The organism is Hylemonella sp. W303a, assembly GCF_046452315.1.
Classification (GTDB): Bacteria; Pseudomonadota; Gammaproteobacteria; order Burkholderiales; family Burkholderiaceae_C; genus Hylemonella.
On record NZ_JBKFDG010000004.1, the window covers coordinates 139555 to 152414 of the forward strand.

A 12860-nucleotide genomic window follows, 5' to 3' on the forward strand; every position below is an offset into this window, starting at 1 on the left:
GCCCGCGCCATGAACACCTTGTCCCGTCTCCTCCGTCCCGCCGCGTTGCTGCTCGGCGCCGCCGCGCTTGTCGGTCTGTATTCCACCGCCCATGCGGCTCGCATCAAGGAAGTCGCTTCCATCGAAGGCGTGCGCAGCAACCAACTCACAGGCTACGGCCTGGTGATTGGTTTGGACGGCACGGGCGATCAGACGACGCAGATGCCCTACACGTCGCAAACACTGGCGAACTACCTTCAGCAACTGGGCATCTCGCTGGACCCCACCCTGGCCTCGCGGCTGCAACTCAAGAACGTGGCGGCGGTGCTGGTCACGGCCGAGCTGCCCGCCTTCGCGCGCCCTGGCCAACGCATCGACATCACCGTCTCGTCTTTGGGCAACGCCAAGTCACTCAAGGGTGGAACGCTGGTGGCGACACCGCTGCGCGGCGCCGATGGCCAGATCTACGCCCTGGGCCAAGGTAGCCTGGTGGTGGCTGGGGCCGGCGCGTCCGCCGCGGGCAGCAGCGTGCAGATCAATCACCTCAGCGCCGGCCGCGTTCCGGGCGGCGCGCTGGTGGAACGTTCCGTGCCCACGCCCCTGATGGAAGGGGGCAGTGTGCGCCTGGCGCTCAATTCGGACGATTTCCTGACCGCCTCGCGCGTCGCCGACGCGATCAACCAACGCTTTGGCACCGGCGTGGCCAACGCCATGGACGGTCGCTCGATCGAAGTTCGCGCTCCGACCGCGCCCAATGACCGCATCGCCTTCCTGGCTCAAATGGAAGAGCTGAACGTTCAGGACACGACGCCCGCCGCCAAGGTCATCATCAACTCTCGCACGGGCTCCATCGTGCTCAATCAGGCCGTGACGCTGGGGCCCTGCGCCATCGCGCATGGCAATTTGTCGGTCAGCATCAACAGCACGCCGGTGATCAGCCAACCCGCGCCCTTGTCGCAAGGCCAGACCGTGGTGACGGAGCAAGCCAGCATCCAGGTGACGCAAGAACCCGGCAACCTGATCACGGTGCCTGGCTCACCGACTTTGCAGGAAGTGGTGCGCGCGCTCAACGCCCTGGGCGCGACCCCGCAAGACCTGCTGGCAATTTTGCAAGCCATCAAGGCGGCGGGCGCATTGAACGCCGAGCTTGAGGTGATCTGAAAGGCCTTCGACATGAGTGCCGACCTGGTTTCCAATTCGCAAGCGCTGGCCGTTGACGGCTCCAGCCTGGATCGCCTGAAGTACCAGGCCGGCCAGGCGAACACGCCCCAAACCATCCGCGAAGCTGCCAAGCAGTTCGAGGCCCTCTTCATGCGCGAGCTGATGAAGAGCATGCGCGAGACCACCATGAGCAGCGGCATGTTCGACAGTCCCATGGGAGACATGGGCACGAGCATGCTGGACGAGCAGTACGCATTGCAGATGAGTGGCATGCCTGGCGGCTTGAGCGAGATGATCGCCAAGCAACTCATGCGTCAGATGAACATGACGGATGCCAGTGCTTCGGCCTCGGTCGATGCCGCGCCCCTTGCCGCGAACTCGAATCCCGCCCGCAGCGCTCAGGCGGCGGCGCTCGCGACCCCATCCGCCGCGTCGACCGCAGCGACCGACAGCACGACCACCGAGCCGCTCATTCCCGCCGCGAGCATTCCATCCGCCGCGCGCGACTTCGTGATGCAGCACGCCGAGATGGCCAAGCAGGTCGAGCGCAGCAGCGGCTTGCCCGCCAGCTACCTGCTGGGCCAAGCCGGTCACGAAACCGGCTGGGGTCGCCGCGAAATCCGCATGGCCGACGGCAGCAACTCGCACAACTTGTTCGGCATCAAGGCCGGTGCGGGTTGGACGGGCAAGGTCGCCGAGGTCACCACCACGGAGTACGTGGACGGCTCGGCACGCAAAGTCACCGCCAAGTTCCGCGCCTACGACTCCTACGCCGATTCCTACCGCGACTTCGCCCGCCTCATCGGCAACAGCCCGCGCTATGCCGATGCGCGTGACCAGGTCTTGCAAGCCGATGCGCCGAACGGCTCGGAGTCCGTTCAGAGCTGGACCCAAGGTCTCCAGGACGCGGGTTACGCGACCGATCCGCAATACGCTGAAAAGCTCAGCCGCGCCATCAACACCACCCTGCTCCTGCAGCGCCGCATGTGATTCACGCAGCGCGAAACAGGAAAACAGCCTAAGATTTTTCACTGAGAAACCAGGAACCCGCCATGAGCAGCCTCCTCAGCATCAGCGCCAGCGCCTTGACCGCCAACCAAAACGTCTTGAACGTGATTGGCAACAACATTGCCAACGTCAACACGGAAGGCTACTCGCGCCAGCAGGCGATCCTCCAGTCCATTCCGGGCCAGTACGCGGGCACTGGTTACTACGGCAAGGGCGTCGAGATCACGACGGTCACCCGGATTTACGACGCCTTCTTGACGCGCCAGGCCGCCACCACCAAGTCGGTCGCCGCCGGTGACAGCGTGCGCTCCACCTACATGCAGCAGCTCGAAAGCCTGTTCCCCGGCGGCGAAAGCGGCCTGGGTGCTTCGGTGAGCGATTTGCTCAACTCCTTCTCCGACATCGCCAACGCGCCGACCGACCTGACGGCTCGGGGCGTCACGCTGGCACGCGCCGAGGAACTGGCCAACCGCTTCCAGTCCACGGCCGAGTCCATCAATGAGCTGCGCATCGGCGTCAACCAGCAGTTGGACGTGGACATCGCCGCGATCAACAACTTGGCCAAGCAGATCGGCGCCGTCAACAAGCAGATCACCCAGGCCCTCGGCAGTGGTCACACGCCGAATGACCTCATGGACAAGCGCGATCAGCTGGTGCGCGACTTGAACAAGTACATTCAGACCTCCAGCGTCACAACCGACGATGGCTCGCTGACCCTGTTTGTCGGCGGCAGCCAGCCCCTGGTGATGGGGGACACGGCGTCCACGGTCGCCCTGGTGAGCGACGATTTCAACAATCCGAACCAGCGCAAGTTCGCGATCACCTTCAATGGCAAGGAACGCGTCCTGGACACGGGTCTACTGGGTGGCGGTGAAGTCACGGGCTTGCTGCGCTTTTCCAACGAAGATCTGGTGCAAGCTGAGAACCTGCTGGGCCGCATGGCTTTGTCCATCGGCACCGTGATGAACAACCAACAGGCCCTGGGGCTGGACCTGAACGGCAATCAGGGCAACCCGCTCTTCAATCTGGCCAACCTGCCCGCAGCCTACTCCGCGAAGCAGAACACCGGCACACTGAACAATTTGTCGGTGGGCATTTCCCTGAACGACACCACGGGCGTGCCGGACGGCATGCAGGACTTTCTCGCCAGCAACTACGAAATCACCTTCACCAGCACGGGCGCGGCGCCGTTCACGGCCGTGGTCACTCGCCTGTCCGACGGGGTGCAGCAGACGGTCAGCTTCGCCGACAACCTGGCCAACGCCTCGACCAATCTGGAAGGTGAATTCGACGGTCTGCGGCTGTCCTTCGCCGCCGCAGACGTCCCCGCCGTGGGCGACCGTTTCGTGATTGCACCCTACTCCGCTGCGTCGCGCAGCTTGACCGTGGCTTTCACCTCGCCCAAGGAACTGGCCATGGCCCGTCCCATCACGGCGGAGGCCGCTACCGGCAACAAGGGGGCGCTGACGCTTTCGAGCCTGTACACGCGCAGCGTGCCCACGACGCCAGGGCCAGACGTGAGCCTGGTTTTTCTGACGTCCACCCAATACATCCGCACGGACGACGCCTACTACACCGGCTCGCCACTTGAAGCGGCGATCACCGCAGGCCTCAAGCCCGGTGACCCGGTCTACGACGCGGCGGTGTTGGACTACCAGACCAATGCCCCAACCCAGCTTTACAACTACACGCCGGGTAATGCCATCGAAGCGGACGGCCGCACCAGCCTCCCGGCTTTCGACCCTACGACGGAATGGGGCTGGTCGCTCACGCTCAAGGGCGTGCCGCAACCGGGCGACAGCTTCACGGTCAAGACCAACCCTTACACCCAGCTGGACGCGGCCAATGCGCAGGCCATGATGGACCTGCGGGACATGAAGTTGTTCGACAAGGCGCCGCTGACGGACGGGTACGCGAGCTTGATTGCCGACATCGGCACCAAAACCTTGGGCGCCAAGCAAACCGCCGCAGTGTCAGAACAAATTGCCGTCAGCATCGAGCAAGACCGCACCGCCGTCAGCGGGGTGAACCTGGATGAGGAAGCAGCGCGTCTGCTGCAGTTCCAACAGGCCTACCAGGCTGCGGGCAAGGCAATGCAAGTCGCCCAGACCCTGTTTGACACCTTGATTGCTTCCGTGCGCGCTTGATGAGCCCCTCAGCTTGCCCCCGGAACTGATAACGGCACGACATACTCCAAACTGAACCTCGGCGTCACCCGCCACTGGAAAGGACACCACCATGGCCATGCGCATCAGCACCGCCAACTCCTACGACCGCACGCTCAGCATCCTGACGCAGCGTCAGGCTGAACTGTCTGAGCAGCAGGAAAAACTGGCTGCGGGCAAGAAAGTATTGCGCGGCAGCGATGACCCCACGGGCGCCGCCCAGGCTGAGCGTGCGATGACGCGCTCGACCCGCGTGGACGTGGAAGTGCGCGCGCTCAACCTGCAGCGCAACACCGTGGCCCTGACCGAGGGCACGCTGGGCAACAGCATGGATCTGTTGCAGGACATTCGACGGTTGATAGTGAACGCAGGCGACGGCGCCTTGACGCCCGATGACCGCTCGGCCCTGGCGCTGGAAATCAAGGGCATGCGTGACCAGTTGTTCGGCTACGCCATCAAGCAAGACAGCAACGGCATTCCGCTCTTCGGCGGTCTGGGCAGCGCGCCCCAAGCCTTCACCGACGAAGTGGGCGGCGTGACCTTCAACGGCACCACCGGCAACCGCGCCAGCACCTTGGTCAGCGTGCCCGGAACCATGGACGGTCAGGCCGTCTGGATGAACGTACCCACGGGCAACGGCATCTTCACCACCGACCTGGGCATGGGCACGATCCCGGCCTCGCCGACGGCCCTGATCGGCACCTTCACCACCGGCGTGCCCGCCAGCCCCGCCGACCCGGACTGGCCCTATGACAAGACCATGAACACGGTCAATGAGGGCGAAGTCTGGGCTGGCGTCGGCCAAGTGGTGGACCCGTCGGCCTTGACCGGCAACAACTACATTGTCCGCTTCAACGTCACGCCTCAGTTGGCCGAACCTGCACCCGTCTCCACCAATCCGGACAACTGGACACTGCCCGCAGTCGTCACGTATGACGTCTACCGCTACGACCCGATCGCCGATCCCACCGGCGCGGCGGCCGTCGCCGTGGCGTCCGACCAGCCTTACACCGAGGGTCAAGACATCATCTTCGACGGCATGTCCATCACGCCGAACGGCAAGCCCGCTGACGGTGACACCTTGAGCATCCAGGCCAGCAAACGCACGGACCTCTTCGCCGTGCTGGACGATGCGATCGCCGCGATCGACGGCGCAGCCAACGGCTACCAACTGTCGCAGGATTTGGCCGTCGCGCTCACGCAACTCGACAGTGGCAAGGAGCGTATTTCCACGGCACGCAGCGAGGCGGGCGTGCTGCTCAACCGCACCGACATCATCGAAACCACGCAGGGCGACAAGACCCTGCAGCTCGCCGCCGACCGTTCACGCGCCGAGGACATGGACATGATCAAGGGCATTTCGGACATGCAGAACATGCAGGTCGGCTACCAGGCCGCGCTGCAAACGTACGCGCAAGTCCAGCGGCTCTCGCTGTTCAATTTCATCAGCTGACCCCGCGGTCCGCCCCACTTCAACCCAACAGGTGCTGTCCGACCTACATCCTCCGGTCGGGCAGCGACTGTTTCAACGCGCCACCGCCGACACCTCACCATGAGCGCGTCTCCCCTGGCCTCTCTGACTCTGAGCCATCGACTGCTCTGGGACCGCCAGCGCGCGCTGGCCGGCGCCCAGTTGCTGATCGACACCCTGCCCGACGCGGACATCTCCGGTGCCGGATATGCCCGTTACCTCTTCGCCACCTTGGCCGATTTGTGGCCGCCGCATGCGCCACCGCTGCTGCTGACCCTGCGTGACCCGGCGCTGCTGCTGGACATGCTGACCCAGGCTCAACCCTCGGAAAAGAGCGAGGCAAGGCGCGGCGCGTCGAAGGAGGGTGATGCGCCGCAAGGTCTGTGGATCGCCCTCGGCCCGGAAGCGCAGCGCGATCCGGTGCTGGGCCCGCGGGCACGTCAGGCGGCCGCGCGTGGATTGCCCGTGCTGTGGACCACCCGCCAGGAAACGGGCGCGCCCTTCATCCTACAAGCGCCCGAACGACGCCTGCTGGCCGCGCAAGCCCTGGACATGAACGACAAGAGCGCTCAGACCTGGGCTGTCGCCGGCTGGCCGGTGGAAGACACGCTCCGTGATCTGCCCGACGCGGCACGCGCGCCGGCGCGTGCCTCCATACTCGGCGTGCTTCAGGCCATCGAGGACGACGCGTCGGACGACGACATCGAAGCCCTGCTCTGCGCCGATCCCGTGTTGTGCCATCGCTTCCTGCAACGCGTGAACAAGGCCGCGCCCAGGGAACGCGGCTCCATCGACACCGTGCGCCGAGGCCTTCAGGTCTGGGGCCTTAAACACGTCTATGCCTGGCTCCACGCGCAACAGGCCAACTCGGATGATCTGCCGGACTTGCGCCCCGTGCGCATGGGCATGGCCGTGCACGCGCACCTGGTCGAACATCTGCTGGACCCGGGCGACGAAGAAGACCTGCGCCGCGAGATCTACCTCTGTGGCTTGTATGCGCAAATGGAACGTTTGGTCGGCGAATCGCTACCCAGCTTGCTGCGCGGCCTGCCGCTGTCTCAGCGCATCCAGCAGGCTTTGCTGGAAAGCAGCGGGCCCTACTATCCGGCGCTGCAACTGGCGCAGGCGATCGAGGCAGGCGATGCCCGAGGGCAACGCCTATTGGCCGAGAGCTACGGTTATGCCAACGAAGACCTCTGCCGCGCCGTGCTGCGCACGCTGGCTCAGGCGCTGACGCGCCCGCACAGCCTGGGCTTGATCCCAGGTGCCGCCGCCTTGAACTGACACGCGCGCGACAAAGAGCAAGGCAGGCGGCGGCCTGCGCGGGCATACTGACCCGCATGCCCACCCTCTACCTCGTGCGCCATGCGCAAGCCTCGTTCGGTGCCTCCGACTACGACCAGCTCAGCGAGCTCGGTGAACGTCAGAGCGAGCGACTGGGCCAGTACTGGCGAGCGCGCGACCGGGGTGATCAACCGCGTTTCGAAGTGGTGGTGACTGGCACGCTGCGGCGCCATGCCCAGACTTGGGCGGGCATCGCCCGGGGACTCGGTCTGGCATCGACTCGCGAAGATGACCCAGCAACTCCCTTGCGCTTACCCGGGCTCGACGAGTACGACAGCGGCGCGCTGATCGAAGCCTTGGGGGCCACACCGCCGCAACCCGGGGCGGCAGATACGGTGGACACACGCCGAGCCCATTTCCGTTTGCTGCGCAGCGCATTGCAACAATGGGCGGAGGGCGCCATCGCGCCGCGTGGCATGCCCTCCTACGCCGAGTTCTCCGCGGGCGTGCGCGGGGCGCTGGACCATGTGCGCAACCACTGCACGGGGGATGTCTTGATGATCTCCAGTGGAGGACCCATCTCGACCGCCGTCGCTCAGGTGCTGGGCGCCCCGGCGCATGCCGGCATTGAGCTGAATCTGCGCCTGCGCAACAGCGCCATCACCGAGTTCAATTACACGCCGCGACGGTTCAGCCTGGTGAGCTTCAACGCGGTTCCGCACCTGGAAGAACCCGGCCTCGGCGACTGGGTGACCTACGCCTGAGGGCGCGGAGCTCAGGCGTCGGGGGAATAGCCAATCAGCACGGCCAGCTCGCGCCCGAGCAGGGCCGGGTCTTGCATATTGCGTTCGATGAGTTGCCGAAGATGCGTCACGCTGTCCAGGTCAATGTGCGCGCATTGCAAACCCACCTGCCAGACCGTGCCAAAGCCTTCCGCGGCCGGTCCGACCTGCTGCACGCGAGCCACGGCCACGTCCATCGCGATGTAGTCGGTGGCCGACAGGGACAAGCGCAGTCGTCCTCGTCCGCCTTGTGTCGGCAGAGCCGTGCCCGCGCCGACCCGCAGCTCGGCGAGAACGCCCTTGAGCGAGATGTCCACCACCTGCACGTCGAGCACGCCACTGCTCAAGGTCAGGCGGGCTGGTGCCTGGAAGACCGAACGCAGGAAGCGCCGGTAAGCGAGTTGTTGGGTCAGTGCCATGGGCCTTAGCTCAATCAGATCGGTCTTCCCCAATGAGGGGGTGAAGGGTGCGGAAAAGATTTTCTTCAGGACACGCAACATGGGGGCCTATTGTCAGGCCAAAGGCCCTTCTGCCAAAGTGTCCGCGGGCAGGCGATCCATTTCGTCCAGCACGGCGGCCAAGGCCCGCCCTTGGGCCTCGAGGACCGCGCGCCCCTGCTCGGCCGTGGCCGCCGCGGCATCGCCCACGGCGCCCGCAGGGTTGTAATCCTGCATCTGCCAGGCGAGCTTGGCGCTGCGACCGTTGCCCAAAATGGGAAAGCGCGCCGCGCGCTTTTGCGACGCGGAATCGAAATGCCGAGCCTGCTCCATGCGCACGCGCCGCGGTGTCAGGGCCAGCATCATGGCTGTCTCGATCTGCCCCGCGTGGATGCCATAGCGGTGTTCTTGCGCGCTGAAGAGCCCGTCCACTTCCGGCGGCAGGGGCAGATTGAAGGTGTTGACGCTGTAGACCAGCAAGCCCAGCCGAGCGCGCAGATCGCGCGCGACCACGTCGAGCAGGCCGACCTGCCCGCCATGCGCGTTGAGCAGCACCAGCTTGCGCACCCCCGCGCGCGCGACCGACTCACCCAGGGCCGTCCACAGCCCGATCACCACCGGCGCGGGCAAGGTGAGGGTGCCAGGATAAGCCTGGTGCTCGGGACTGAAGCCCACATCCTGCGTGGGCAGGAACAACACGGGCAAGTCACCCAGGTGCGGCAGGCTGGCCGCCACCACGCCATTGACCAGGTCGTGGTCCACGCTCAGGGGCAAATGCGGGCCATGCTGCTCGGTCGCGCCCAGCGGCAACACAGCGATGACGCGCGCGCGTTGAGCTGCGTCCATCTGGACGAAATCCTGAGTCGTGAGGTCGGCCCAGGCATGGCTGGGGGCAAAAGGGTTCATCGTGGGTACATCCAGCGCCGAGACCAGGGCAGGTGGCTTGCAAGTCGACCCGACTTCCCGCACAAGACCTGGTAGAGCGAAATCTCGTCATTGTCGAACGCCCACTGGCAACCCGCAAGGTAGATGCGCCAGATGCGCCAGGTTTTCTCTGGCACCATGCCGCGCAAGCGCTCGGTGCCGGCCTCGAAGGCCTGGCTCCAGAGCCTTGTGGTGTGCATGTAGTGGCGGCGCAGGCTTTCCACGTCCAGGGCCTCTAGCCCGCCCAGTTGCATGGTGCGCAGCACGGTGCTGATGTGCGGCAGCTCTCCCTGCGGAAACACATAACGGTCCACGAAGCGACCGCCGCCATGCGAGGTTTCGCCGTTGTTGGGGTCGGTCGAGGTGATGCCGTGGTTGAGCACCCAGCCATCGTCCGTCAACAACTTGCGAATCTGGGCAAAGTAGGCTTCCAAATAGTCCAGGCCCACATGCTCGAACATGCCGACGCTGGTGATGCGGTCAAACTGCCCCTCGACATCGCGGTAATCCTGCAGACGGATTTCGATCTGGTCCTGCAAACCGGCCGCCTTGACGCGCTCGGTGGCCAGGTCGAACTGGTTCTTCGACAGCGTCACCCCCACGCACCGCGCGCCGTACTTTTGCGCGGCGCGAATCACCAGGGCGCCCCAGCCACAGCCGATGTCCAGCAGACGGTGCCCAGGACGCACTTGGACTTTGTTCAAGATGTGGTCGATCTTCTTGAGCTGCGCCTCTTCCAAGGTTTCGTCGCCGTTTTCGAAGTAGGCGCAGGAATAGACCATGCGCGGATCCAGCCAGGTTTGGTAGAAGGCATTGGACACGTCGTAGTGGTATTGGATGGCTTCCCTGTCGCTCTTCTTCGTGTGCTTGAATCGCCGCACGATGCGCGTCAGCCGCCCCTCGGTCCGGCTGCCGGCCTCGGCCATTCGGTGCCCCAGCGCCAAGATGTCGTCGACTCGGCCCTCGACGTCCAGCAGGCCCTCCACATACGCTTGCCCCAGGCTGTCCAGGCTAGGGCTGAGCAGGTGCTTCACAGCGCTGGGCTTGAGCAGGCGAATGGTCACCAGAGGGGTTTCAAAGTCACCCAGTTTGAAGCCGGCGCCTTCTCCGTGCTTGTCACCGAACTGCACCAGAACCGGCAAATTGACTTTCTTCTTGAACTGGGTCACCCAGGGGTTCAACGCGGCTTCCATCTTGCTGGCTGCAACCATCACTACAACTCTCCACGAACGCGGGTTTTGTTACAGGATTGGGACCGAGGAAAGATTATGACCACCGGGCACCGCTGACCGTGATCCGAGGATGTAACCGAGGTTTGCAGACCGCTTATTCCTTCACAGGTTTGTGAGATTGCTGACGCCCCAGTGGGCTCGCTTAACATCGCGCGCACCATGCTGCGTCACTCGCGTCTTTCGCTTTTCTCCCGCTCCTCCATCGCTGGCCTGTTGGGCCCCATGGCTCTGCTGACGACGCTGACTTTGCACAGCGCAGTGCAGGCCCAGACCTATCTGGCCAGCACCCCCTCGGGAACTGGCGCCGTGGTGCAAACAGGCCAGGCGCGCACTGAGCTCGTCGCCCATGCACCCAAGGGCATTGCCCCGGGGCAGACGTTCTGGGCCGGACTGCGCATCACACACGCCAAGGACTGGCACACCTATTGGAAGAATCCAGGCGACTCGGGGCTGCCCACGGAGCTGCGCTGGACCTTGCCGCCCGGCATCCAGGCCGGTGACATCGAGTGGCCTGCGCCCAAGAAATTTGCCATCGGCACGAGCGATCCGCTGATCAACTACGGCTACGAAGACACCGTGCTGCTGCCCGTGCCGCTGACGGTCAGCCCGGACTTCCAAGCGCCGCCGGGACAGAATGAACTGACGATTCAGTTGCACGCCAGCTGGCTGATCTGTCGCAGCGAGTGCATTCCCGAAGAAGGGCGCTACGCCCTGCGCATTCCGCTGCGCGGCGCGACCAGCCTGAACGCCCAGGCCTTCGAGTCGGCTCGACGGGCGCACCCGCGTGACCTGGACCTGGGCGCAAGCCACATCCAGATCGAGGGCGATCAACTGAAGCTGTCCGTGACCGGCCTGCCGCTTCAGCTGCAGGGGAAGAAACTGGATGCTTTTGCGGAAACCGCCGATGTGCTGAATCCTTCCGCCCCGTGGACACAGGCCTGGCAAGGCCCGCTCTGGACGGCTGCCTTGCCTCTGTCGGCCCAGCGCAGCGCGAGCCCTGCTGTGTTGCCCGTGGTGCTGACCTTGGCGCAGGATCCAGACGCCGCCCACCGCAACGCCAGCGAAGGTTGGCGCGTGGCGCTGCCCGTGCGCGGCGCCTGGCCTGTGGCCGCTGCACCAGCGGCCCTCTCTCCTGCACTGCAGGCGGCGCTGGACGCCAAGGCCGCCAGCACCCCCAGCCGAACCAGCGTGACATCCCTCACGTTTGGTGCCGCCATGGCGCTGGCGTTGCTGGGCGGGCTCATCCTCAACCTCATGCCTTGCGTGCTGCCCATCCTCGCGATCAAGGTGCTGGGGTTCGCTCACCACGCTCAGGACAAGCGCGTCCTGCGTCTGAGTGGTCTGGCTTACACCACCGGCGTGCTGCTGAGTGTCCTCGCCCTGGGCCTGGCCTTGCTGGGCCTGCGGGGCGCGGGCGAGAGCCTGGGCTGGGGTTTCCAATTGCAAAGCCCCTGGATGGTGGCGGTGTTGGCCGCGCTCTTCACCGTGATCGCGCTGAATCTCCTGGGACTGTTTGAATTCGGGCAACTTGCGCCGGGCCAACTCGCCGCCTTGCAGGCTCGCCATCCGGCGCTGAACGCTCTGCTGACCGGTGTGCTGGCGGTGGTCGTCGCCTCGCCCTGCACCGCCCCCTTCATGGGCGCCGCGCTGGGCCTGGCCGCGACCTTGCCCGCGGGTCAGGCTTTGGCCATCTTCGCCGCTCTGGGCCTGGGCCTGGCGTTGCCTTACCTGGCGGCCAGCTTCATTCCAGCCGTGGCGCGTCTGCTGCCCCGGCCCGGCCCGTGGATGCTGACGCTGCGCCGCGTGCTCGCTTTTCCCATGCTGCTCACCGTGGTCTGGCTGGTCTGGGTGCTGGGTCACCAAAGTGGCGTGGATGGCGCGGCGACCTTGCTGGTGCTGTTGGTGCTGCTCGCGGCCCTGGTGTGGGTGCTGACGCTGAAAGGCCGCGCACGCGTCCTGCTGGGTGCCGTGCTGCTCGCCGTGGGCGGCTGGTTCAGCGCCACTTTCGGCCCATCCATGTTCGCCGACGCTGCGCCCGCGACTCAGGCCCAGACCGGCGACGAGGTCTGGCAAACCTGGAGCCCCGCGCGTGAGCAAGCCCTGCTTGCCCAGGGGCGGGCCGTCTTCGTCGACTACACGGCCGCCTGGTGCGTGACCTGCCAAGTCAACAAGCGCACCACCTTGAATGACGCGCAGGTGCTGAAGGCCTTCGCCGAGCGCAACGTCGCGCTGCTGCGCGCCGACTGGACGCGGCGCGACCCGGCCATCGGCGCGGCATTGACAGCGCTGGGCCGCAGCGGCGTGCCGGTCTACGTGCTGCACCGGCCAGCGCAGCCCGACCTCCGCCCCCCCGTGGTGCTGTCCGAATTGTTGAGTCCGGGCGAAGTGCAGCGCGCCCTGGACACCTTGTGAACTGC

10 protein-coding genes are annotated in these 12860 nt (G+C 65.3%); 7 read left to right on the top strand and 3 right to left on the bottom strand.

The window, feature by feature from the left end; all coding sequences use genetic code 11:
• Positions 1 to 9 precede the first annotated feature (9 nt).
• The 6 genes from ACLBKS_RS09130 to ACLBKS_RS09155 all read left to right on the top strand — a co-directional run bounded on the left by ACLBKS_RS09130 (position 10) and on the right by ACLBKS_RS09155 (position 7832).
• Positions 10 to 1140 carry a flagellar basal body P-ring protein FlgI gene (locus ACLBKS_RS09130; RefSeq protein WP_410192495.1) on the top strand — a complete coding sequence of 377 codons (1131 nt, stop codon included), beginning with the start codon at positions 10 to 12 and terminating at the stop codon, positions 1138 to 1140.
• Positions 1141 to 1152: 12 nt separating this feature from the next.
• Positions 1153 to 2130, top strand: coding sequence for a flagellar assembly peptidoglycan hydrolase FlgJ (gene flgJ, locus ACLBKS_RS09135; protein ID WP_410192496.1), 978 nt, complete (start codon positions 1153 to 1155; stop codon positions 2128 to 2130).
• 62 nt (positions 2131 to 2192) lie between these two features.
• On the top strand, positions 2193 to 4295 hold the full coding sequence (gene flgK / locus ACLBKS_RS09140; RefSeq protein ID WP_410192497.1) for a flagellar hook-associated protein FlgK: 2103 nt from the start codon (positions 2193 to 2195) through the stop codon (positions 4293 to 4295).
• Positions 4296 to 4386: 91 nt separating this feature from the next.
• A complete protein-coding gene (gene flgL / locus ACLBKS_RS09145; RefSeq protein ID WP_410192498.1) occupies positions 4387 to 5766 on the top strand; it encodes a flagellar hook-associated protein FlgL in 1380 nt (459 codons plus the stop codon).
• Positions 5767 to 5865: 99 nt separating this feature from the next.
• Positions 5866 to 7068, top strand: a complete 1203-nt coding sequence (locus ACLBKS_RS09150) for a hypothetical protein (RefSeq protein WP_410192499.1) — start codon at positions 5866 to 5868, stop codon at positions 7066 to 7068.
• Between the two features lie 56 nt (positions 7069 to 7124).
• Complete coding sequence (locus ACLBKS_RS09155) at positions 7125 to 7832, top strand: histidine phosphatase family protein (protein WP_410192500.1); 708 nt, start codon at positions 7125 to 7127, stop codon at positions 7830 to 7832.
• An 11-nt stretch (positions 7833 to 7843) separates the two neighbouring features.
• On the opposite strand, the gene ACLBKS_RS09160 is transcribed toward ACLBKS_RS09155, so the two are convergent.
• The 3 genes from ACLBKS_RS09160 to ACLBKS_RS09170 all read right to left on the bottom strand — a co-directional run bounded on the left by ACLBKS_RS09160 (position 7844) and on the right by ACLBKS_RS09170 (position 10422).
• Entirely contained in the window at positions 7844 to 8269 is a 426-nt protein-coding gene (locus ACLBKS_RS09160; RefSeq protein ID WP_410192501.1) for a PilZ domain-containing protein, read from the bottom strand.
• A 93-nt stretch (positions 8270 to 8362) separates the two neighbouring features.
• The gene (locus ACLBKS_RS09165) at positions 8363 to 9193 is read right to left on the bottom strand and encodes a creatininase family protein (RefSeq protein WP_410192502.1); all 831 of its coding nucleotides are present in this window, start codon (positions 9191 to 9193) and stop codon (positions 8363 to 8365) included.
• Positions 9190 to 10422 (bottom strand): class I SAM-dependent methyltransferase, encoded by a 1233-nt coding sequence (locus tag ACLBKS_RS09170; RefSeq protein WP_410192503.1) that lies wholly within the window; start codon positions 10420 to 10422, stop codon positions 9190 to 9192. Before ACLBKS_RS09170 ends, ACLBKS_RS09165 begins: the two co-directional genes overlap by 4 nt.
• A 180-nt stretch (positions 10423 to 10602) precedes the next feature.
• Between ACLBKS_RS09170 and ACLBKS_RS09175 the strand changes: the two genes are divergently transcribed.
• Entirely contained in the window at positions 10603 to 12855 is a 2253-nt protein-coding gene (locus ACLBKS_RS09175) for a protein-disulfide reductase DsbD family protein (RefSeq protein ID WP_410192504.1), read from the top strand.
• Positions 12856 to 12860 lie beyond the last annotated feature (5 nt).